Source organism: Bradyrhizobium septentrionale, from assembly GCF_011516645.4.
Lineage (GTDB): Bacteria > Pseudomonadota > Alphaproteobacteria > Rhizobiales > Xanthobacteraceae > Bradyrhizobium > Bradyrhizobium septentrionale.
Genome location: NZ_CP088285.1, coordinates 770055 through 793029 on the forward strand (window position 1 = coordinate 770055; position 22975 = coordinate 793029).

Here is a 22975-nt window from a genome sequence, read left to right on the forward strand (position 1 = left end):
GACTATCCGACCCGCGTCGGACGCTGGGTTTCTTGAGGGTTGCGCCAATCGATCCCGGACAACAGATAGCTCAACTGCGCCGGAGAGATCGTTACCGATTCACCAGCAACCGATGGCCAGATGAACCTGCCTCTCTCGAGTCTTTTGGTGAACAAGCAGGCGCCCTGGCCATCGTGCCAAATGACCTTCAATAGATCACCGCGTTTGCCCCGGAAGCAGAAAAGACCGCCGCCCATGGCGTCGCGCTTGAGCACTTCCTGCACGCGCAGAGCCAGGCTCGGAAAGCCGCACCGCATGTCGGTATGGCCCGTCGCCAGCCACACCCGCACGCCCGTCGGGATCGGGATCATCGGCGCGCCAGGCCCCGAGCAATTCGAACGACCGCCTCGATATCCGCACCGGGGCCGAAGACCACGCGCAGCCCCTGAGGGCTCACGATTTCGATCTGACCTGTCTCGACAGCTTCCGTCGTTGGCGGCGTACTTGCCGCAACTATCGCAGGGACGAATGTCGGGCCGATCGAATCCTCTTCGGCCGGATCATGACAGGTCCAAGCCTTGCGCCAGCTCAGCAGAAGCTGACGTGATATCCCATACCGGCGAGCCGTCGCCGACACCAGTCGTGGCCCCGAGAAGCTCTCCTCTACGATTCTGAGCTTCTCCGCACGCGTCCAGCGTCGCCGCCGACCGGTCTCCACCAAATCCATGCGGCTCAGCACCGCACTGTCCTTATGTCCGTCCATAAGGACAGTCAGCTACAGATCGGAAAAACTCGCAAGACGGCCGCCCTCGGACGGATACACAAAGAGAACTCCTAGAGCGAAGCGACTTGCCGATCGCCCGCTCTTGTTCTGCCCATGGAATGCTGCAGCACGCCCCCAGAACCATGCTCGCGCATCAGTCCCGAGCGCCTCTCCTTTCGACCTTAACGGACCGCGCTTCGATTGAAATGTCACCATCCGCCTCTATTGCTTCTTTGTTTGGCGATAGGCAGCACACGCCGCTCCAAATGCCGCGAACAATTGCTGGCTGAGGAGATCGGTTGCTACGTGCCATTCGGGATGCCATTGCACTCCGATTTGCATTGTCGGCGCGCCAATGACTGAAGCTGCCTCGACCAGGCCGTCAGGCGCCCACGCCTCGCGCTTTAGCGCGGCGGCAAGTGTCTCTATGCCTTGATTGTGCAGGGAGTTAACTTGCGCTGCGACGGCGCGCGCGATCGGAAACAGCGCACCGTCAGAACATATTCTCACGCTGTGTGCGGCATCGTACTGGCGGTCCCTTGGACGATCTGGTTTCTCGGCATGCATCTGGCCACTCTCGGGCCTCCACGCCGCTAGCGATGGCCGGAGTGTGCCGCCGAAATAAACGTTGAGTTCCTGAAGTCCACGGCAGATGCCTAGCATCGGCATTCCGAGCGCAGTGGCGTTCTCAATGGCTACCGCAGAGAGCCTGTCGCGAGGGCGGTCAAGAGTCCCGCCCTCAACATCCTGCTGGTCATCCCCTGTCGACAACAGGATGGTCGGCGTTTCGCCTGCTAGCTCGATGCCTGCAGACAAGTGAAGTTGGCTGATCCTCTGGCTTCATGCGCGATCCTTGCCGAAACCAGGCCGGAATACCGGGTTTCTGCAGGCGGATCTTCGCGCTGATCAGTGTGTAGAAGACCTTGAAGCGCTTGAGCAACGAGATTGCCTGACCGCGACGCCGCGCGGTGGTCCTTTATCATTGCGTCGTAGACTCTGACCTGGAGCATGGGACGGCGTTTCTTGAGCTCCTCCGCTCCTGCCCAAGCTCCATCTCTGGTCGCGAATTCGGTTTTGAACTGACCGTCGACTTCGCGCACGTAACCAGAAGCGGGCAGTCGACGAGCGGGTGCGACCATTTTGTTCCTTTAGAGGACAATTCGGATCGATGCCCCTGCTTAACCCGAGTCGCCTTGGCCAGCCAGCAGACTGGTGAGCTCATCTCCTACAAAATCTATCGTGCGATGCGCAGTGTCAGGTTCTGCGCTACGAACCGCCAAGGATTGCGCGCGCTATCAAGGCACCGACCACAACTTCCGCTGACTGCTCAGGCGTTTGCTCCATGGTCCTGAGATGAATTTCGGGTCTTATGGGGGCTTCGTAGGACGCATCGATGCCGGTGAAGCTCTTGATCTTACCGTACTTCACTCTTGAATAGAGACCTTTGGGATCGCGCCGCGTGCATTCTTCGATCGGCGTGTCGACAAAGACTTCGATGAACTCCTCCCCACCTACCAAGCCGCGCACCAGGTCTCGATCCGCCCTGTAAGGCGAGATAAACGAGCAGATCACGATCAAGCCGCTGTCCGCCATCAACTTGGCAACTTCTCCGACACGCCGAATGTTCTCCGCGCGGTCGACATCGGAGAAACCGAGGTCCACATTTAGTCCGTGCCGGACGTTGTCCCCATCCAGCAACATGGCATGCCGCGACATTGCAAACAACTTCTGATCGACGATATTGGCAATCGTCGACTTTCCCGCGCCGGACAGGCCGGTGAACCAGATAATGCAAGGCTTCTGGTTCTTGACCGCTCCTTCCTTCCCACGTCAAGGGGTTGCCAGGCGACGTTTGCAGCCCGTCGCAATGGAGATGCGATCATGCCGGCTGCGACCGTACGATTGGTATAACGGTCGATGAGGATGAATGATCCGGTCTTGCGATTCACTTCGTAAGGATCGAACGCCGCGGGCAGTGCCGTTGAGACATTGCAAAAGCCGATCTCATTGAGACTCAGCGTCCTAGCTGCCTGATGCTCACGCGTATTGACGTCGATCTCGTGCTTGATTGCGGTAATGTAAGCGGCTGTGGTCTGCGTCCCGATGCGCAGAATGTAGTTGCGTCCGACAATAAGCGGGTCCTCATCCATCCAGATCAGATGAGCGGCGAACTTGTCGGCGACCTGCGGCCGCTCGGTCGGTCGTGCCAGGAGATCGCCACGGCGGACATCGATCTCGTCTTCAAGCGCAATCGTGATGGCGTCGCCGGACTCAGCGCAAGCGAGATCGCCGTCCCGAGTCACGATCCGCTTGATTCGCGCGATCCGCCCGGATGTGGCGACAACGATATCGTCTCCCACAGAAATGCTCCCCGAAGCCACGGACCCGGCATAACCGCGGAAATATTCGGCCGGTTCACCCACTGGACAGGAAAGCGGAACGCCTGGCCCGCGCTGTCGGAGCCGATGTCAATGCTCTCAAGGTGACCGAGCAGGCATGGGCCATCATGCCACTGAGTATTACAGGAGCGATCGACGACATTGTCGCCGTACCGGGCGGAGATCGGAATCGGAACGATCGAGGCAAAGCCAAGATCGGCAGCAAACGCCACATAGTCTGCGAAGATCCGGTCAAAGATCTCTTTTTTGTAGCTAACGAGGTCAATCTTGTTCACGGCCAGGACGAGATGCCGAATACCAAGCAGCGAACAGATGAAGGAGTGGCGCTTGGTTTGGACCAGCACGCCCTTGCGTGCATCGATCAGGATGACCGCGAGTTGAGCGTTGGAGGCGCCGGTGGCCATGTTGCGGGTGTACTGTTCGTGGCCGGGCGTGTCGGCCACCATGAACGAGCGCCGCTCTGTCGCAAAGAAGCGATGAGCCACATCGATCGTGATGCCCTGCTCGCGTTCGGCTTCAAGCCCGTCGACGAGCAACGCGAAATCGATGTCGCGGCCGGAGGTGCCGTGCTTGGCACTGTCCCGTTCAAGCGCCGTCCACTGATCCTCGTAAATCAACTTGCTATCGTGCAGCAGGCGGCCGATCAGGGTCGACTTCCCGTCGTCCACTGAACCACATGTGATGAATCGCAACTGATCCTTTGACTTGGGTTGGAACGGTTCCACTATCGACTTGGCAAGCATCAAAAGTAGCCTTCCCGCTTCTTCTTCTCCATCGAACCGGTTTCATCGGTATCAATCAGGCGTCCGTGGCGCTCCGACAGCCTCGCGGTCCGCAGTTCCGCGACGATATCTTCGATCGTCGCTGCACCGGACTCAATAGCCCCGCTCAAAGGATAACATCCAAGCGTACGGAAACGGATCATCCGCATTTCCGGAACTTCGTCGGAGTCAAGCGGCAACCGCTTGTCATCGATCATGATCATCGCGCCATTTCGACGCACGATCGGCCTTTGCCTTGCGAAGTAGAGCGGGACAACCGGGATCTTCTCGAGCATGATGTATTCCCACACATCGATTTCGGTCCAGTTTGACATCGCAAAAACGCGCATGGTTTCGCCCCGGCGGATCCGTGTGTTGAACAGGTTCCAGAGCTCCGGCCGCTGGTTACGCGGGTCCCATACGTGTCCCGCGGAACGGAACGAGAGTATCCTTTCTTTTGCGCGGCTCTTTTCCTCGTCGCGCCGCGCTCCACCAAAGGCAGCATCAAATTCGTGGAGGTCGAGCGCCTGCTTCAGCGCGTCGGTCTTCATCACCTGGGTATGAAGCGCAGAGCCGGCGTCGACCGGATTGACCCCGCGCGCGACGCCCTCCTTATTTATGTGGACGATCAGCTGGAGGCCGAGCCGCTTGGCTGTCTCATCCCGGAAGCTAATCATCTCGTGGAACTTCCAAGTCGTGTCCACGTGAAGCAGGGGGAAAGGCAACTTTGCGGGATAGAATGCCTTGATCGCGATGTGCAGCATCGCGCTCGAGTCTTTACCGATCGAGTAAAGCAGCACCGGTCTTTTGAACTCGGCGACCACGTCACGCATAATTTCGATCGATTCGGATTCGAGGCGGCGTAGATGTTTCGGCAGCATGTGTTCTTTTCGGTGCAAGATCTTTGTGATCGCCGTTTCATGGCTCGAGCCCGGATGAGGAATGCAAGCGGCGCAAACGGCTCGCCAAGGCGAAGGGCTCGTCGATCAGGTCAAACACTGCTTGAGGCAGCAGACATGCATACCCGGCATCCTATCGCATTCACCGCAGTCCGCCTCACACGTGATCGGGGTGCAATCAGCCCGTGTGGGCTAAGCATCTTGGCTAGATCAGCCAGCGTATTTTGATCGCAAGTATCCAGATCACCCTAAGGTATTTTGAAGAGCTGCTCAAGCCGCACGACATCACCCAAGAGCTTCTCGATAGATGCGTCAGGCTTCTGAATGCATCCAGCCCCCTACCCCATAAGCTTCTGCGCAAGATTGCCCCGTACAGCAGAGCCACCAGTGAATTCGCCGACCGGAAAATTCTCCTCAACTTCGATGCCCGCTAGGTGTTTGCGCCTCTCCGCACTATCGATATCGGACGCGGAGCGAAAGTTCTCTGAGATTGCTGTTCAGTTCGATCGATTGGGGGATCCCAGAAGCATTGAGTTGCTCCCCGATTGCTCAGCAGCTGAGACGAAGTCAAGGGACCAGCGCGATTGAACGACGATCGGCCGCGCATATGGAAAGATGCAAACAGGGTGGGAACTTTAAGAGGTAACCAGACGGCACATGGGACATTGTTGCATCCAATCGATACGATGCTGTTTGCTTAACCATTGAAAATGTAAATGCGACATGCACCTCGCATATGATCGGCAAGCATCAGTGAAATTCGGCAAGGAGCAGAGAGGTCGACGAGTGGGAAAAGAAACAGACCATCACTTGGCTGGGACTGCCAATTTCGCCAGCTCTTCATCGGTCGCGACCCAACTACCCGTGGAGGCCGCCGCTGGAGCTATCGCTGAAAGTTGGTGACGGCGGGAATCGGGAAGGCGACATATCGTGGGGGTGCTTGACGCCTCCACTTCTCCACCGAAGGAGCGATATGCCGTGGCCAAAGATAACATCATCAAGTTGATTCAGCCAGGAAACGTCGACGATCAACTCACCGAAATCTTGCGCAATGGGGCGCGTGCTCTGTTGGCCCAGGCGGTCGAGGCCGAGGTCGCGGACTTTCTCGGCAAGCATGCCGATTTGAAGACTGCGGACGGCCACCAGCGCGTCGTGCGCCACGGTCACCTGCCGGAACGCGAGGTTATGACCGGTATCGGTCCGGTCGGCGTCCGCCAGCCGCGTGTACGCGATCGCGAGGCGGAGGCTACCGATCCCGACCGCATCCGGTTCTCTCCGTCGATCCTGCCGCCCTACATGCGCCGCTCGAAATCGATCGAGACGCTGCTGCCGATCCTTTACCTGAAGGGTATCTCCACCGGCGACTTCTCCGAGGCTCTGGCGGCGCTGCTCGGCAAGGATGCTGCCGGGTTGTCGGCATCCGCCATCGGCCGTCTGAAGGACGGTTGGCTTGACGAACACACCGCGTGGCAGAGGCGCGATCTGTCGGCGAAGCGCTACGTCTACATCTGGGCCGATGGCATCCATCTCCAAGCACGCCTCGAAGACGAAAAGCAGTGCATCCTGGTGCTGATCGGCGCGACGCCGGAAGGCCGCAAGGAACTGGTCGGCTTCACCGATGGCGCCCGCGAGAGCGCGCAGGACTGGCGCGATCTGCTGCTCGACCTGAAGCGGCGCGGGCTCGGCGTGCCACCGCGGCTCACCATCGCCGACGGCGCGCTCGGGTTCTGGAAGGCCGCCGGCGAGGTCTGGCCGAAAACGCGCGAGCAGCGCTGCTGGGTACACAAGACCGCCAACGTGATCGCCAAGTTGCCGAAGAGCCAGCAGCCTAAAGCCAAACGCGCGTTGCAGGAGATCTGGATGGCCGAAACCAAGGCCGCCGCCGAGCTGGCGTTCGACGCCTTCATCGAGAGCTACACGCCCAAATACGAGAAGGCGGCCGACTGCCTGAGCAAGGATCGGGACACGCTACTGGCGTTCTACGACTTCCCGGCCGAACACTGGAAACACCTGCGGACCACGGATGAGATGGACAAGCGATTTTTTCATGACCGAGATGACGATTGCAGAAATCGCGTACGTCCATTCTTTTGTTCGGCTGCGCCGCGGGCCATTCTTCCGTCCCGGCCACCGATCTCGCAGCCGCCGCGCGCAGGGGCGGTCAAGGCTGGCCGCGTTTGCGGCCACCGCAAGGCTTGGCCTTGACCGGCCCGAGCACGGCGGCATGCTGGCGTGGAACGGGACTGCATTCCTGGCTGGCCCTTGCCGTCAGGCGGGATTATCCTTGGTGGGCGCGGGCGACCTCGTGGCGAAGCGTGGCGCATCGGCTGCAAGCGTCACCGGGCTGCCCTATTTTGTCCTGCCGAGCTGAGGCGCCCGCGCGCCGGTTTTTGGCCGCCGTGGTTTCCATTGCGTCACCAAGCGCTCGTAGCTTTGCTCTGCCTGGGCGGCAATCAACATCTCGCGGTCGCGCAATGCCTTGATGTTGTAGGCATACGCTGGCCCACGCCGGCTGCCTTTCTGTTGCGGATGTCCGGCTTGAAGCTGCATCGCGCGGGTCTTGATGGCGACCAGTGCCGGGCGCGCCCACAGGTAATCCTCGCCCTTCGTCAACAAATGCCAGCAAAGCACGGTGAGCTTCCGGGCCACGGCCACCGCGGCGATCTGATGGCCGCGCCGGGCGCGGATGCGCAGGAAAAACGCATGCAGTGGACCGGGCGCCTTGGCCGCTGCCCAGGCCGCCTCGACCAGCATGGCGCGCGCGTGACTGCGGCCGATCTTGCTGATGCGGCCGTGATGGGCGGCGCCCAGTCCGGACTGCCGCACCCGCGGGTTCAGCCCGAAATAGCTCACCAGCTTCTGCGGGCTGTTGAACCGGCTGATGTCGCCGATCGCCGCCACGATGCCGGCGGCGACCGCCAAGTTGACGCCGGTGATCGTCATCAATCTGTTGACCGCGGAATCGTCGATGGCGTCCTGCGCGATCTCGCGGTCGAGCAGGGCCAGATCTTCCGCCAGCCGGTCAAGCTCGCGGACGTGCCGATCGATCGCCGCGCGCTCATCGTCTGGCAACGGTTGAGCGGCCAACCACGCCCGGCCGCGGCCGTTGAAAAGATCGGCATGCGGGCACTTCGGGATCAGGTGCGCGTGCAGGATCGAATGCACCTCGTTCTTGAGCCGCGTGCGATGCCGCACGAGCTGGTAGCGCCGCGCCACCAGCCGACGCTTGCGTTCGGTCTCCGCGTCAGGCGTCCAGATCTGCGGCAGGTACCCGGCCGCCTGCAGACTGGCGAGCGTGCCGGCATCGATCTTGTCGGTCTTGACGTGAGCCTGGGCGATCGCCTTCACCTGCAGCGGATTGGCGATAATCACCCGTGCCACGAACGGCGCCAGAACCCGCGACACCGCCATGCTGTTGGCGGTCGCTTCGACCACCACCTCATCACTGGCCAGCAGGGTCTTGCCAAATCCCTCCAACGCAGTCCGCGTCATATCAATGCGGCCCGCATGTCTGAGCCTGCCGTCCTCCCAAACCACCACCTCCCCGAAAGTTCGGTGGACGTCGATGCCAATCACCCGTCGCATTCGCACCTCCTGCCAATCAGAATACATGACGGGAGCTACGGGCGACACGACAACTACGGATTCGCGCTCTCAGCGCAACCGGGCGAGTCGCAGAGGCGGCCAGCTACTAACTCGAGCTCGCGGCTCATCGTATGCATCGGCCTGCCCGCACCTTCGTGCTCCCGGTGCCTCTGTCCCGATGGTCGCACCATACGCTACGATCTTGAATATCGCAGCGGAACATCGGCACCGAGAAATCTCATACCGGTTACCAATCCCATTGAAAGCACCTTCGCTACCGTGCGCCACCGCACGATCCGATCGAAGGGCTGCCTGTCCAACAGAACGGCGCTCGCGATGGATCTTCAAACTGCTTGAGGCCGCGCAGAAAAGCTGGCGTCGTCTCGATGGCCACAACCAGTTGCCAAAACTCGTTCTCGGTGTGACATTCAACGATGGGATCGAGGTCATCGCCAAACCGACTGACCGTCAGCCCATAACCGCCGCCGCCTGACCGGCCGCGCCGTCACCAAAATTTGGCGATAGCTCCCGGCCGCCGCTGGTCCGTCTAGACAAGGGGGGCGCACGTCAGAACAGCGTCGCCCGGCTTATAATTCAGCAAGGTCCACGCCCGTCCGAATCGTACCAAGCAACTGATTTACATAATCTTTCGGCGTTGCTCCAATTTCCAATCCGCGCTAGGGGAGGCCGGTGAAGGATAGAAATCTGAGCTATGGGCCGCCGGAGTTTCTTAGTCGAGCAACCACCCTCGACAGTTTCTCTACCGACGGACAGGAGATGGTTGGCCGTTCATGTGGGAAATCAGATCGATCAGTGCGTGTCTCGAAGAGCTTGCCAAATTCCGCGCCAATGTGCTTGGCATCACCGGGCCACAGTGGATGATCCTGATGGCGGTGGCCTATTTGGGCAAAGAAAATGGTGTGCCCGTCAATGTGGTGTCAAAGTTGATGCACGTTGATCCTTCCTTCGTCACGACCCACTCAAAGGTGCCAGAGAAAGGCCGATTTCTGCGGCGTAAGTCCTCCTCCGCAAACGATGCTCGGGTCGTGCAGATCTCGTTGACGGCCAACACTCGTGAACATCTCGCAACTCTGGTGCCACGACAGCAAGCACTGGATGAGCTCGCTCTTGATGAATTGGGCCTTAAGGTATCAAGCGAGTTTATTGGGCGGGCTGGCTACATTGAGGCATAGCCTAGAGAAGGCTTGCCATCAGAGCCGCTCCGGCGTTCTGAGAACCAAACGTACAATCGTCAGAAACGAAGATGGCTAGCCATGTCGACTTTCCCACCTTTGATTTTTTCTTGAGGCAGCGCGGGCGAAGGTGGGTGTGGTCCGTTCACACGGCCGAAGGCGCGCAGGTAATGACGGGTTCAGGACGTAGCCGGACCGCCGCCAGCTATCAAGCTAACAGAGCGCCTTTTTTATTGCTGCTGACCGCACCGTATAATTTTGCAGCTCAAGCTAACAAACAGGCTCGGCAGCTGCCCCTTGCGCGTAAACTTTAATCTATCGATATCTTCAAGGTACGAACCTCAGGGTTGCTTTCTTTTGACCAGAGCTGTGAGTCCAGGGCAACCGAGTCGCGTCCAACTTTTCGATCGTCTATTCTCGCGCTATAACGCACAGCCGACGTAGCCGATCGCAGTGACTCAGAGCAAGGTGCCGAGTTAAGCCTGACCGTGTCGAGCAATTTCGCCGGCGCCTCCGCATACATCTCAATGCCTGCCAGGATCAGAAGAAAGCTGGATGTCGTCCGCTGCGGGTTTTAATCAGACGCGGGCCACGACGCGTCGCTCAAGAACCTTTTCACCAAAGATGACGAGACACTGAACCCCTTCGCCGCAGAGACGGGCCATCCGGCAGTACCAAAGCACTCATTCCTCTACTCTGATCATCCATCCTGGTAGCTTACAAAACCCGTTGCTGCGTGTGCCGATCTGAAGCCTACTTCCCATCTATGACAAGGCCCAGGAGCACGACGCATTCGCGTCTCGTCCCGGCGGTCGGCCTCGAGGCAAGCCATCGTTGGTGTCTTGAACGAGAGGTTTTCCCGCGATCAGACGGCTGAGATCCTCGGCGCATCACAGTTGATGGCTAAACGGGCCTGCGCGAGACTACATCGACAGGCAGATCAGACTGTCGCCGCGCCGCGCCAGAACTCTGCAAGCTGTATCTCCCTGCGTTCACCGGATTTGACGCCTCACTACCGCTCGTAATCGCCCCCCTGCGGTGGAGAGTCATCCAGACCGAAAAATTCTCCGCGTGTGGACGGCAGCTTTGCACCGAATGTACCAGAATTGGGATTGGTAGATCATCCACAGCAATCTGTAAGGCGAATTGCGACCAACTCCAGTGGCCATAAAGGGCGGCCCACAAGCCGCCCTATTGTGCAACTTAGCGCGCTGCTTAGTAAGCTATCGCTGATGCCCGAGCCCGATTCCGAGATTGAGGGCCTTTTGGCGTAGCGCACCGACGCTGCGTTTGGTCATTTTTGATATTTTTATGACCGGAGTCCGAGCCTTCGAATGAACCTTGAGCTCTTTGATATCCGCCTTGGTCCACTCGCGCCGCTTAACGCGTTTCTTGCTTGCTTTTTTCACGACTAATGCTCCTTTTGAGAGGGCGGCTTGTAACATAGTTTTTTCGGGACGACGATGTTAAAAACGAGGCAGTCGCAGGAACTCGCGCCATCATGCAACGTCGGTCATAAGCTATGGAGAACGATGAGCAACCAAATGGCGATGAGCCTGAATAAATCGGGCAGACTCGTTATTTGTGTTAAGCTCGCGGATGATCGAGTTCTTCTCAAGGATCTTTTCTCGTTCCAGAGAGACATGCGATGACCTATTCCGCGACGCGGAGCGGGTCAGAGTTCTGGATTTAGCTCATCTAAAGAATGGTCGGCATGATGAGCGCACTGTCGGGAACATTGCGCCGCCGGTACACGGATGATGAAGATGGGATTCATGGCCTCGACGCAGTCGAGGAACGAGTATTCGAGGAAACCAAGCGAAGTGTAGGCGCGCCACATTAGGCCCTATGGGATGCCGAACACCCACATGCGGCGATGGGGACACGATCCCCATCTTGCCGATCGAGAAGTGCCTGTTGAGAGCTTGAGGCTATACAGCTGACGATTCCAAAGTCAGGCAATCAGACAATAGAGGCACCGAACGACACGAAGCCGACTTACCCAACGCTCCGGAGTGCACATAGCTCACCGTCCGATCGGTGCAGTTACGGAGCGAATTGACAACCTTAATTGCCATCAGAGCCAGACTGTTGCTAATGCAGAACATCGCGTTCTTCCATCACCGCCAATCATCCTGACTGCTATCTGATGGTGCTTCCGATCGACGAGCGCCCGGAAGAAGTCCCGGATATGCAGCGATCGGTGAAGGGCGAGGCGGTGTCGTCGACCTGATGTGGCCTGCCGTGAAAGCCGACCGAGACCATCAGCATGCGGAGCACCGGTCCGTGCGGCGATTGTCTTACGCGCGCGAGAGAGCTGGCGCCGGTTGTTTGGACAGCGCCCCGCGGGATTTAAGTGGATTCCTGCCGGGTTATGCTGAACGCGGGGCCTTACGATTTTGTCGTTGCGTCGGGAGGGCGTAGCCCGACCAGAGCGACGACAAAATCGTCGGCGACGGTCATGCGGCCATCACCATAGCTTGCGTGCCGAAGTAAGCCTCGTCGGGCGTGCGCCCGTCAAGGCTCGAGTGAGGGCGTCCCTGATTGTAGAAGGCCAGATACTTGGCAATTGACGCTCGCGCCTCGGACACGCTGTCGTAGGCGCGGAGATAAACTTCTTCGTATTTGACCGTGCGCCAGAGCCGCTCGACAAACACGTTGTCGCGCCAGGCGCCCTTGCCGTCCATGCTGATGGCGATCTTCGCGTCCAGCAGCACATCGGTGAACTCGAGGCTGGTGAACTGGCTGCCCTGGTCCGTGTTGAAAATCTCGGGCCTGCCGTGCTTCGCCAACGCCTCCTGGACCGCTTCGACGCAGAAGGCCGCCTCCATTGTGATCGAGACGCGATGGGCCAGGACCCGTCGGCTGAACACATCGACGACCGCCGCGAGATAGACGAAGCCACGCCGCATCGGAATGTAGGTGATGTCCATTGCCCACGCCTGGTCGGGCCGCTCGATCTTCAATCCGCGCAACAGGTACGGGTAGATCTTGTGACCCGGTGCCGGCTTACTCGTGTTCGGGCGACGATAGACCGCCTCGATCCCCATGCGCTTCATCAGCGTCGCGATGTGGCGGCGACCGGCGTATACGCCCTCCCGCCGCAGCAACGATCGCTGCATACGCGCTCCCGCGAAGGGATAATCGAGATGCAGCTCATCGAGCCGACGCATCAAGGCAAGGTCCTCGGCCGAAACTGGCCGAGGTTCATAGTAGACCGTGCTGCGAGCCAGCTTCAGGACCTTCGCCTGGCGCACGATAGAAAGATCATGACCGCGGTCGATCATCGCTTTGCGCTCAGCAGGCCCGCCTTGGTGAGCGCGCCGGACAAAAAATCGTTTTCCAACGCCAGCTCGCCGATCTTGGCATGTAACGCCTTCAAATCGACCGGCGTCTCGGCCGACGCCTTGTCATGCCCAAACACGCCGGCGGCGCCTTCCAGGAGCTGGTTTTTCCAGATCGTGATCTGGTTCGGATGAACATCAAACAGTTGCGCCAGCTCCGCCAGCGTCTTGTCGCCTTTGACCGCAGCCAAAGCAACCTTCGCCTTGAATGCCGGAGAATGCATCCGGCGGCTCTTCTTCGTCATCTTCGCTCCTGATTCGCGGCAAGAATCCTCGCCGCTGTCAGGCAGAAAATCCACTCAAGCTACTGTCCGAATTTGCGGAGCCAGCTCTGAGAGAGCCGGCTGTTGATCATGGCGGTCCGCCGCAGATGTACAAGATCAGCGCGCAAATTGGATCTCGGGAGAAGATAGGAGACCGGGCGCCGGGCTCTCCATCGAAATTAAGTAGTGCATGATCGAAACGAAACAAGCGCTCAGGAAGAACCCGACGGCGTTGTGGCCGTACCACCACTGAATCAGGGCACCCTGCATGCGCAGGCGATGTAGGATTTGGAGACGAACCGTTATACCGCCGGCCGTTCATAGTAGCGATTGAGATGACAGCTCCAGCGGCTAGATTGCCGGCGGAAGCCAGCAATGCGTGGATTCAATGCGGGATCGCGCCCCCTAGCTCAGGTGAAAACGCAACATAAGCAGAAGCAGCGAATACCGACACCAGGCCTGCTTCGCCCATTGTCGTGGAGTTCAGGCAGGGGTGGGTTTATCATGTCGTGGTTTTTTGGGAACTTACAGTTCCGGTTGGAACGATTGAGCGCGGTCAATCGCGAAAGCGCCGGGGGACGCTCTCGATCTCGCGACCAAGCGCGCGCAGGGTTTGTTCGTTAGGGCAGTCGTCCGGGAGACCTGTATACTTCTCCTTTCCGGCGTCGGCGGCGCAGCGGGCCTTAGCCCGACACAGGCCGCACACCCGCTGCAGATCGCGCATTACGTCACCATGACGAGCGGCAAGCGCATTCTCGGAAAAACCGGCAAGTGCGAGGCGCTTGCTTAAGAGTTCAGGAGAACCCGGACTTTGAGCCATCCTGCGAAAGGCGGACGTGGACAGATTAAGCTCACGCGCGATCGCATCGATGTCGTGAGAGCTCAAGTAAGCTAGCTCAGATGACCGAGACAGGCTTGCTCGTAACCGCCTAAGCAGATTTCTGAACCGCCAAGGACGACCGATATGTGCAGATTGGCTCACCGTGTGTCACATCCCTCGAAAGAGCCTTAGCTGATGGCGGCCCATGGGATTTGACATGCATCAAAATGGGGCCGAGCAAATCGCTCCAATCAACCAAGCCGATACATGTTGCTGCAGGGACGCTGTGCTCCTCGCACCGGGCTCACCGCTGGCGATTCTCGACGTGCATCGGCTTTTTTGACCTGCATCAATACTGCGGCGGCGGCTTAGCGATAGAAAAGACGTTCCGGTCAAGGTCAGAGACATGGCAGACAGAAGGACTTGGCGGCCCATCATCTTTTCGTGTCCAAATACCGGCGACCGGGTTCAAGGACTGCTGCCGGATGACGCCTCCGAGCTAGGCGCCGACGACCTGCCCCAATAACCTGCGCTGCTTGTGATGGCGTCCACTTCGTCGACCGGCGGACCGGCGCAATGATTGGGGCCGAGCGCAGCTAGATCGATCGGCATGGCATCAAGCGAAGCCGGGGGCGTCACATTTTCGCTTGGACACGCCCGCCAGGCTCGCAAGGACGCGTTGAGGCCATCCATCTCACGCTCGCCCACTTGGGAGTCTTCTCACCAATGAAGGATGTTCGACATGAAAGACCACGGGAACACTTGTGGCGCCGCTGGCACGACTTCGCAGGCAGCAGTTCAGTCTGATTTCTGCAAGACAGCGGCCGATACTAGCCGGCATTGTCTTGAGCAGGGCGGGATCTTCTCGATCGTAGCCGGGAAGCTGTATCGGAGCGTTAATCCTCGTAATTCAGTTAGCGAGCGGATCATGTCCCATCACGGGTTCAACGAACTATGACTTATAGGACCTGGACGGCAACCGAAGCGATCGAGATCACGCGCCGCTCGGCCAATATTTGGCTCAACCTGTTCCCGCACCGACCAAGCGAACTGATCCATGCTGTTCAGAAGGTTGCCCCAATTGTCTATTCGCGGCGATAAACACCATACAGCATCTACTGACAAGATGACGTGGGAACGGATCGAAGCGGCGCCCTTTGATCGGGATCTGGAGATTGCCGTCATTGAGGGTAATACCATTCACCGGCTGGTGTTTCCTTGCCGCCGGATCTTCGGCGGCTGGATTAAGACCAAGACCGGAGAACACGTCGCTGTGCGACCCACACACTGGCGCATCTGGTCGAAATAGCGGGCCATCCAGCACTTAGATGCCGTGAATGCTACGCTTCCACTCAGTGGCCCTCTCGCAGGCGATGTAGAGCGAATCGAATGAGTGTGCTTGGCGCGAAATATGCCGACCGCATCCGGTATCGCTATGGCACTGAGGGACCGCGGCTGCATGGGTTTAATCTGAACTCGTGCACGTCTCGCGGCCGACCACCATGGGTGAGATGGCATCGGCCATCGCCCATGAAATCAACCAGCCAGTCTTCGCCACTACAAACTACCTGCTCGGGCCGGCATCAGACAAGCCAGACGTCAATCGCGTTGGTAACGCGCTCGAACACGCCGCCCGACAGGCCTCCTCGCGCCGACGATATCGCCAGGCGCTCACGTGAATTCGCGGCCAATGGCGAGCGGCAGGACTTAGTGGAGAATGCGCCAGGATGCGCTGAACCTGATGGGAACGGCAATCGAGACGATGGCTTCCCTACTGGTGCTGAAAATTGACCGTCGGGGCTACCAAGACGGCCTGGCCAGGTTTACTCGTGCTGGTAGCGGCCCCAGCATTAGCCCCGACCGCCTGTTTCAACCCCTTGTCACGAGTTAAGAGCATCGTATGGGGGTTGGACTATCAATCGGATGGGCGATCATCGAATCCCATGGCGGCCACATCCTCGCAGAAACGAATCCGGGCGGGAGTGCGATCTTTCAGTTCACCCCGCCATTTGCGGAGGTTGGTGAAGACGCATGATTATGCGGCGCATTCTTGTGATCGATGATGACGCCGCGATGCGGGATTCGCTCGCGCTTCTGCTTGATGTAAAAGGCTTTTGCGTAGCAGCCTATGAGAGGGCGAACCAGTGCCTCGATGAGGTCGCTAGCGGCCCTGTCGACTGTATTATCTCAGACATCCGCATGCCCGGCATGAGTGGCCTCGAACTGCTGCGCAAACTCAAGGCCGATCGTGTCGGCTATCCTGTCGTCCTGATAACTGGGCATGGCGACGTATCGCTTGCAGTCGAAGCGATGAAGGCGGGTGCGGCCGATTTTATCGGGAAGCCGTTCGAGGATGAGGTGCTATTGCGTTCCGTCCATAGTGCGTTGGACGCGCGGCCGATCAAGCCAATCGGTGACGCAGCAAAACTGCAGGCGGACGCCCGCCTCGCAGATCTCTCGGCGCGCGAACGTGACGTCCTGCACGGACTATTAGCCGGCAGAATCAACAAGGTGATCGCCCGGGATCTTGGCATCAGCCCCCGGACAGTCGAGGTTTACCGCGCTAACCTCATGGCCAAGACCGATGCCCGCAGCATTGCCGAGTTGATGCGGATCGCCATCGTCTCAGGGCTCTAGCAGTATCGCAAACGGCGCGAAATGGCTTTTTCAGGCTGCGCGCACCTGATGGTGCACAGTAGTTTCGGAGGCAAGGCTTCGAACCGGGCTCAGAAAGACGCCTTCGGCACGCACTGGCGGACAGGTTGACCGCGCCGAACGAGTCGTGCATCACCTCGGTTGCTTGCTTGTCATCCTGGTATTCAGCACCTGTTTTGCCGCGACTAACAATGTCGATCAGGTGATGGCTAAGAACGGCATCCGCAATCTTTTGCTCGATCACCCTTCCTGGTCTCGGCGGCATAATCGCTGTGCATGAATGATGCAGTTGCGCGGCTGGCATCACCGACGGACCACATGCCATGCTGGCTTTTCTCTAGTTGACACCGGGCCATTGCGCGACAGCTACACGTCCAGTTTAATCGTGCCTAACCAAATCAGCGACTGCGTATGAAGCAGATCAATTAAACGGCCCGGATTGTGCTTCGACAACCAGCATGTCCTTCACGCCAGAGAGCGGCAATGTTCAGGAATATATTGGTCCGTCTTCCTACGGAGCTACCGGTGCGGGCTGCGGTAGATGGTTCGATTTCCTTCGCATTGAGCACGGGCGCGCATCTTGATGTTGTCGCGATCGGGTACGAAAGGACCATTGCTCCGCTCGTTGCGCTCGGCGGGGCGACCGTCACTTCGGTCTTTGAGGTCGAACAGGAGCGTGCATTGGAGCGAGCCAAAGCGGCACTCTGTGTCTTTGATCTGCAGGCAAGAAACACCGGTATCTCCTACGTGAGCCGCGCGCTGAGTGCGGTTCCGGCCGACGCGCCGGATCATCTGCGCGAGCGCGCGAGTCCACGATATGAGCATCGTCACGCAACCTCAGGGCGGCTATGACAGCTACGATAACGTTATTCCCAAGCGAATGCTTTTCCAAGCCGGCGGACCCGCTCTGTACCTGCCATGCATCTTCCACGGCCCGTTTTCGGCCAGGCGAATCGGGATTTGCTGGGACGGCAGCCGTCGCGCGGCCCGCGCGTTGCACGACGCGATGCCGCTGCTGCGCGAAGCTGACGTCCTCACCATTGTCGCGATCGCCGCTCCAAACAGGCTTCCGGCGGAAAGTTCTAAGGAGCATTTGGGGCAGTACCTTGCAAAGTCAGGCCTTGCTGCAAAGGTCGTTTCACTCCCGGCATCCCGGTCAGCGGCAGGGCTATCGCATATGGCTAAGAACCTGCATGAGAAAGGCCTCGTCCCAGCCTGCGCGTCTGATCTTGAGGTTGATGGACTTGCGATCGGGGTGGGCTCGCAGGATGTTGAGGGCAAGGCGTCGGAGAATGGCGAGATTCTCCGGTGCGTGGTCCTTGCGGGAGCGGTTGCGATCCTCGGCAAAATGGACGTCGAGCACCCAATGCAGCCGGTTCTCAACGGCCCAGTGACTGCGGGTGACGTCAAGCAGCCGCTTGGCAGAGATATATCTGGACAGCAGATAGTAACGTACGACCGGCGGATCGGCGCGCTGGTCACGCAGGCGCCGGCGCGAGGTGACGCGGCCCACGGCCGCCACGCCGGGGAAGCGTTCAGCCAGGGTCGTGTTGCGCATGACGGTCGCACGTCGCGCCTCGCTGCGATCATGGGCCGGGCGGTCGGTCTGCTGGACGGTGCTGCGCTGCCCCGATCGCGCAAACTGCTGCGTCACCGCCTTGAACAAGAGGCCACGGTTCGCCTTGATCGTCAGAACATAATGTCCGCCCCGATCAAGCACCGCTGCAGCAAATCGGCGGTGGCAATGCAGGGGCATCGGCGGTCACAGTGCAGTCTTCAAGGGAGAGAAGATCCAGCACCTCCAAGGCGCCCGCCGTCTCGTTGCGCCCCGGCGCTTTTTGTTGCGCCAGAGCCATGCGTGCTTCGACTGCGAAGACGTTGACCAGATGCAGTGGCGTTGCCCGTCCGCCGCGTTCATAGGCACGCCGCAGAGCTTTGCCATCGACCGCAATCACGCCGGTAAGCTTGAGCCCATTGGCCTTGGCAAACGCCGCCATGAAGCGGCGGAAGGCGAACTCAAAGGCCTGCGGCTTGAGCAGACGGAACACCCGACTGAACGTATCGTGGCTGGGGATGCCGTGCTCCAGCTTCAGGAAGAGGCGCAACAAGCCTTCCTTGGACTGTCCAAACTCCTCCATCTCCGCGCAGCTGCCGGCTCCGCACAGAACCGCCGCCAGCGCGATGAAGAGAACTTCCAGCAGTTCGTGGCTCGCATTGCCTGCGCGCGGGTCCGGCAAGCGCCCAAACGCCCTTCTGAACTTCCGCATCCGACTCCCTCCAGAATCCGGGAGTCGTCTTCAGAATCCTTCTTGCCTTCCAACGCAATAGCTAGCCAAAACCCATATGCGATTCCCCTGCGGTCAGCGGGGCGCACCCTCCTGTCGCTCGCGGCGCACCAAAGCTTCGACCTGCTGGTGATGGGCGGATCCGGCGCCTTCGTCCACGGCCGATTTCGGCTCTCCGCCTTAGGATCACCTGGCCAATAATCCTTCTCCAGCCACCGGCCGGCCGCCGCTGTGACAACGCGCATATTGGCGGCATCCCCTCATCGGTTACGCCAGGTCCACCTGGACGACGAGCTTGGTATGATCTGATACGCGCGCACGTGTAAGCCCGAGAACTTGGCTCGGGTGACATATTGATCCGGCTCAACGGCTGGCCTTGCCGCTCTCCGGTGATTTTGGTGGCAAGACTGTCCGTGAGCAGTTCCTCCAGCAGCTCGATCGATATCGACCTGCCACATTCTAAGGCATTGCGCTTCCGCCTGGCTCTTCCCGGGAGATTGGCCCAGGCTTGCGATTGTTTCCATCGGCAAGGCCGACCAAGCCGGCAGCCTCTTTCGATCCAAAGGCCGCCTGGCCGGCTTCGAGCGGGTTGGAGCAAGCCAGGGGCAGCGCTGCACTAGGACGGCATTACAGGACCTACGTGTAAATACTTAGTGGCTTCTACTTAGGGAAAACATCCGAATTTGCCGGCCCGTTGGAAGCGGCCAATCTGAGCCCCATCGTCGTTAGCAAGATTGAGTCCGCCATGCAGGCCCAGGCCGCACCTTCTCACGAGATCAGCCGACATCCGACTAGCGTCTTGCGCAGGCAGCCGCATGGTTGTGGTCCGTTTGGTATGATTGCGGCACCGATGCGGTTCACTCGCAACAGCGAGATCTTCGGCGAGGATGAGGCAGCTGAATACCTGTATCAAGTGGTGTCAGGTGCTGTGCGAACCTACAAGATTCTGGAGGACGGACGCCGTCAGATCGGTGCATTTTATCTGCCCGGCGACATCTTCGGCTTCGAGGCCGGAGAAAGCCATATCTCTTCGGCCGAGGCGATCTGTGAGACGCATCTGCTGATGGTGAAGCGCTCCGCCGTCATTGTTCGCGCCAGTCACGAGAGGGAGCTCACGCGACAGCTGTGGGACGGTATGGCGCTGGAGCTCCGCCGCTTTCAGCAACATTCAATGCTCCTGATCGGCAGCGCAGAAGATCGGGTGATGGCCTTTCTGCTCGATATGTCTCGCCGCGCTACCAAGAAGGGTGCGATCGAACTTCCCATGTCACGGCAGGATGTTGCCGATTACCTTGGTTTGACCATCGAGACGGTGTCGCGCACCTTTACCCAACTTGAGCAGAATGGCGTTATTGCCCTACCAACCTCACGCCGAGTCGAGCTGCGTGACGGCAGATTATCCAGCCGCTATGTGCAGAACTTGGGTTAAGTCACAAGCCGCGGCGAAAATGCGAATTCTGCAAGAACAGCGCGGACAATTGCGGCGCCGTGAAGGACACTGAACCTTAGCTTGAGCGATCTGCTACCTTGTTCCTCCATGGAGCCCACAATGATCATCGATCTGTTGCTTCGAGAGCATCGCAATATTGATCTTCTTCTGACTTTCCTCCAACGCGAATTGGAGGTTTTCGAGCATGGGACCCGTCCGGACTATGAGGTCATTCGCGCGATCCTCAGCTACTTCGAGGTTTACCCGGCGATGTACCATCATCCTCAAGAAGACTTGATTTTCTCAAAGCTCGAGACTCGCGATCCGGATGCGGCTGCGATCGTCGGCAATCTCGCACATGAACACCAGGAAGTCGTCGACCGTCTGCACCACGCCGTTCAAGCTATTGATGGGATCCTCGCGGATCGTGAACTCGTTCGGCAAGACGTCGGCAATATCGTACGCGACTTTATCGTACGCGAGCGGCACCACATGATGTTGGAAGAACGAGATTTCTTTCCCGCCGCCGTTCTGGCTCTATCCCCTCAGGATTGGACCGACATCGCTTCTGCTCTCACCGATCATGGTGATCCCCTATTCAGCGAAGCAGCAAGGGCGACCTCCGATGCGCTAAGAGCGCATATCCTAGAATTGGAGCAAGAAGCTGAAGCCGAACGGAGTTCGGTCGCTCTTTCCTCCGGAATGGCCGGCAGCCCGCTACATGGCCTCACGAGGGACGGCTAATATCCTTCGGGAGAGGAATACTTTCTCCCTTTGCTCATGCAGGCCCAATTGGATCAAAACGAGAACTGGCCTGCATGCCGCCCATTGCTGCGGCATCACCGCTTCATCGCGATCCAGGGACGATATACGCCGTGGGCATGCCCTACCAATTTGGCTTCAGACTCGCCACTGCCATCAGCCACCAATTAAACTGACGCAGCGCAAAAACCTATCCGGCGTATCTGCGATTTGGACCCAGAGAAGAAGAATGCGACCCGACTTGGCAAAATCCTACGGGCAGCACTCCCTGCCACGCTACACCAGCTATCCGACGGCTCCCCATTTCTCGGCGTCAGTTAGCGAATCCGACTATCAAGCGTGGCTCAAGTCGTTAGGCGGCCAGCAGTCCGCCTCGATTTACGTGCACGTGCCATTTTGCCGAAGCATGTGCTGGTACTGCGGCTGCCACACATCTGTCATGAAACGCCAGGAGCCGCTCGCGACCTATGCAACCGCACTGCGAACTGAAGCCTACCTCATTGGAGAAACCATCGGTCGACGACAACCGGTCTCCCATGTCCACTTCGGCGGCGGCACGCCGACGATCATGACACCTGAAACGTTTGCTGATCTGGTCGCCTCGTTGCGCTATTCGTTCGCAATTTTGCCTGATGCCGAGATCGCCGTAGAGATCGATCCACGCATATTGACCGAGCCGATGGCCGAGGCGCTAGGCTATTGCGGGGTCAACAGGGCGAGCCTAGGTGTCCAAAGCCTCGATCCGGTTGTTCAACGGGCCATTGGCCGTCTGCAGAGCTTCGAACAGACCGCAGTATCGGTCGATCGTCTACACCGCGCCGGCATCGGCCGGATTAATTTCGACCTGCTCTATGGGCTGCCCCAGCAGACCGTCGTTTCCTGCCTCGACACTCTCTCCAAATGTCTCGAACTGCATCCGGATCGGTTCTCGGTGTTTGGCTACGCGCACGTTCCTTTCCTTAAGAAGCATCAACGCAAGATCGATGGATCCACTCTGCCCGACAGCGTCGAGCGACACCTGCAATCGGAAACGATCGCGCAAGCTTTGGTCGACGCTGGATATGTACGCATCGGCATCGATCACTTCGCCCTGCCGGACGACAATCTCGCCCTGGCACGGCAGGAAGGCAGGTTGAGGCGCAACTTTCAAGGTTATACGGATGATTCGGCGGACACCCTCCTTGGACTCGGCGCCAGCGCCATTGGCCAGATGCAACAAGGGTTCGTCGCGAACGCTGTGTCGATAAAGGACTACCTTGCTCGCATCGCCGAGGAACGGCTGGCCACGATGAAGGGCTATTTGCTGGCCGACGACGATCGCTTCCGCGCCGAAATCATCGAGCGACTCATGTGCGGCATGGCAGTCGATCTTTGCGAGACATGCCGTCGTTACGGCAAGGATCCGAGCCTGGCCGTCGTCGATCGTTCTCGACTCGCCAACCTGATCGCAGATGGAGTTGCCGTACTGGACGACGGTCGACTTTCCGTGGTCGATGGCGCAGAGTTTCTGGTCCGGAGCGTCGCATCTTCGTTCGACGCGCACCTCCCTGGGTCGAGGGCTACGCACAGTCGGGCGGTTTGAACCGAAGCCAACCCGATCCGGTTCCGATCGGAGATCAACATCACCAAATCGGCTTCTGGTTAGGAGTATCGCACGGCTGATAGCACGCCGATTTGGCATCCGGTCCCGAGCTATCTACAAGCGTCGTCACACCCACTACGTCGAGCCGCACGTAGATTTCAAACACTCGTTGGAACCGAGGATTCCAATCGGGCGACAACGGTTTGACCAACGACCGACCGAATCTGGCCTAACTCAAGCTGCTCATTTCATTGGT

At 59.0% G+C, this 22975-nt stretch carries 16 protein-coding genes and 6 pseudogenes; 11 read left to right on the forward strand and 11 right to left on the reverse strand.

Annotated elements, in window-relative coordinates; translation table 11 throughout:
* Window positions 1-2 precede the first annotated feature (2 nt).
* The 5 genes and pseudogenes from tnpB to cysD all read right to left on the reverse strand — a co-directional run bounded on the left by tnpB (window position 3) and on the right by cysD (window position 4783).
* Window positions 3-350 carry an IS66 family insertion sequence element accessory protein TnpB gene (gene tnpB, locus HAP48_RS05605; RefSeq protein WP_063676425.1) on the reverse strand — a complete coding sequence of 116 codons (348 nt, stop codon included), beginning with the start codon at window positions 348-350 and terminating at the stop codon, window positions 3-5.
* Window positions 347-742, reverse strand: coding sequence for an IS66-like element accessory protein TnpA (tnpA, locus tag HAP48_RS05610; RefSeq protein ID WP_166202956.1), 396 nt, complete (start codon window positions 740-742; stop codon window positions 347-349). The genes tnpB and tnpA overlap by 4 nt, the downstream gene beginning before the upstream one ends.
* 222 nt (window positions 743-964) lie before the next feature.
* Entirely contained in the window at window positions 965-1558 is a 594-nt protein-coding gene (locus HAP48_RS05615; protein ID WP_210292795.1) for a gamma-glutamyl-gamma-aminobutyrate hydrolase family protein, read from the reverse strand.
* A 450-nt stretch (window positions 1559-2008) separates the two neighbouring features.
* A pseudogene (cysN, locus tag HAP48_RS05620) lies at window positions 2009-3884 on the reverse strand (sulfate adenylyltransferase subunit CysN).
* Complete coding sequence (gene cysD / locus HAP48_RS05625; protein WP_166214493.1) at window positions 3884-4783, reverse strand: sulfate adenylyltransferase subunit CysD; 900 nt, start codon at window positions 4781-4783, stop codon at window positions 3884-3886. The pseudogene cysN and the gene cysD overlap by 1 nt, the downstream one beginning before the upstream one ends.
* A 996-nt stretch (window positions 4784-5779) precedes the next feature.
* On the opposite strand from cysD, the pseudogene HAP48_RS05630 reads away from it, so the two are divergent.
* Window positions 5780-6877: pseudogene (locus tag HAP48_RS05630) on the forward strand (IS256 family transposase); the annotation flags it as partial.
* Window positions 6878-7150: 273 nt separating this feature from the next.
* Here HAP48_RS05630 and HAP48_RS05635 read toward each other — a convergent pair.
* On the reverse strand, window positions 7151-8368 hold the full coding sequence (locus tag HAP48_RS05635) for an IS110 family RNA-guided transposase (protein ID WP_224497085.1): 1218 nt from the start codon (window positions 8366-8368) through the stop codon (window positions 7151-7153).
* A 267-nt stretch (window positions 8369-8635) separates the two neighbouring features.
* Here HAP48_RS05635 and HAP48_RS05640 point away from each other — a divergent pair.
* Window positions 8636-8879: pseudogene (locus HAP48_RS05640) on the forward strand (IS256 family transposase); the annotation flags it as partial.
* Window positions 8880-9177: 298 nt separating this feature from the next.
* Window positions 9178-9579 carry a MarR family winged helix-turn-helix transcriptional regulator gene (locus tag HAP48_RS05645; protein ID WP_166214492.1) on the forward strand — a complete coding sequence of 134 codons (402 nt, stop codon included), beginning with the start codon at window positions 9178-9180 and terminating at the stop codon, window positions 9577-9579.
* A gap of 1223 nt (window positions 9580-10802) precedes the next feature.
* On the opposite strand, the gene HAP48_RS05650 is transcribed toward HAP48_RS05645, so the two are convergent.
* Both HAP48_RS05650 and HAP48_RS05655 read right to left on the reverse strand, forming a co-directional pair.
* Window positions 10803-10988: a hypothetical protein gene (locus tag HAP48_RS05650; protein ID WP_175612359.1), complete on the reverse strand. Its 186-nt coding sequence runs from the start codon at window positions 10986-10988 to the stop codon at window positions 10803-10805.
* A 344-nt stretch (window positions 10989-11332) separates the two neighbouring features.
* A pseudogene (locus tag HAP48_RS05655) lies at window positions 11333-11660 on the reverse strand (cbb3-type cytochrome c oxidase subunit I); the annotation flags it as partial.
* A gap of 4 nt (window positions 11661-11664) precedes the next feature.
* On the opposite strand from HAP48_RS05655, the pseudogene HAP48_RS50690 reads away from it, so the two are divergent.
* A pseudogene (locus HAP48_RS50690) lies at window positions 11665-11809 on the forward strand (transcription termination factor Rho); the annotation flags it as partial.
* A gap of 229 nt (window positions 11810-12038) precedes the next feature.
* Here HAP48_RS50690 and HAP48_RS05660 read toward each other — a convergent pair.
* Both HAP48_RS05660 and HAP48_RS05665 read right to left on the reverse strand, forming a co-directional pair.
* A protein-coding gene (locus HAP48_RS05660; protein ID WP_166204126.1) for an IS3-like element ISRj2 family transposase occupies window positions 12039-13168 on the reverse strand; the annotation gives its coding sequence in 2 pieces (ribosomal slippage) (window positions 12039-12916 and window positions 12916-13168; 1131 coding nt in all).
* Window positions 13169-13742: 574 nt separating this feature from the next.
* Window positions 13743-14072 carry a hypothetical protein gene (locus HAP48_RS05665; protein WP_166214491.1) on the reverse strand — a complete coding sequence of 110 codons (330 nt, stop codon included), beginning with the start codon at window positions 14070-14072 and terminating at the stop codon, window positions 13743-13745.
* Window positions 14073-15063: 991 nt separating this feature from the next.
* Between HAP48_RS05665 and HAP48_RS05670 the strand changes: the two genes are divergently transcribed.
* The 4 genes from HAP48_RS05670 (at window position 15064) to HAP48_RS05685 (ending at window position 17513) form a co-directional block, all read left to right on the forward strand.
* Window positions 15064-15315: a hypothetical protein gene (locus HAP48_RS05670; protein ID WP_312022757.1), complete on the forward strand. Its 252-nt coding sequence runs from the start codon at window positions 15064-15066 to the stop codon at window positions 15313-15315.
* 193 nt (window positions 15316-15508) lie between these two features.
* The gene (locus HAP48_RS05675) at window positions 15509-15685 is read left to right on the forward strand and encodes a hypothetical protein (RefSeq protein ID WP_166214490.1); all 177 of its coding nucleotides are present in this window, start codon (window positions 15509-15511) and stop codon (window positions 15683-15685) included.
* A 352-nt stretch (window positions 15686-16037) separates the two neighbouring features.
* Entirely contained in the window at window positions 16038-16643 is a 606-nt protein-coding gene (fixJ, locus tag HAP48_RS05680) for a response regulator FixJ (RefSeq protein WP_166214489.1), read from the forward strand.
* A gap of 543 nt (window positions 16644-17186) precedes the next feature.
* Window positions 17187-17513 (forward strand): hypothetical protein, encoded by a 327-nt coding sequence (locus HAP48_RS05685; protein ID WP_224496926.1) that lies wholly within the window; start codon window positions 17187-17189, stop codon window positions 17511-17513.
* Between the two features lie 316 nt (window positions 17514-17829).
* Here the strand turns inward: HAP48_RS05685 and HAP48_RS05690 are convergent.
* Window positions 17830-18928: pseudogene (locus tag HAP48_RS05690) on the reverse strand (ISAs1 family transposase).
* 763 nt (window positions 18929-19691) lie between these two features.
* On the opposite strand from HAP48_RS05690, the gene HAP48_RS05695 reads away from it, so the two are divergent.
* The 3 genes from HAP48_RS05695 to hemN all read left to right on the forward strand — a co-directional run bounded on the left by HAP48_RS05695 (window position 19692) and on the right by hemN (window position 22719).
* Complete coding sequence (locus HAP48_RS05695; RefSeq protein WP_166214488.1) at window positions 19692-20375, forward strand: helix-turn-helix domain-containing protein; 684 nt, start codon at window positions 19692-19694, stop codon at window positions 20373-20375.
* Between the two features lie 120 nt (window positions 20376-20495).
* Entirely contained in the window at window positions 20496-21119 is a 624-nt protein-coding gene (locus HAP48_RS05700; protein ID WP_035978447.1) for a hemerythrin domain-containing protein, read from the forward strand.
* Window positions 21120-21366: 247 nt separating this feature from the next.
* Entirely contained in the window at window positions 21367-22719 is a 1353-nt protein-coding gene (hemN, locus tag HAP48_RS05705; RefSeq protein ID WP_165125887.1) for an oxygen-independent coproporphyrinogen III oxidase, read from the forward strand.
* Window positions 22720-22975: the final 256 nt, after the last annotated feature.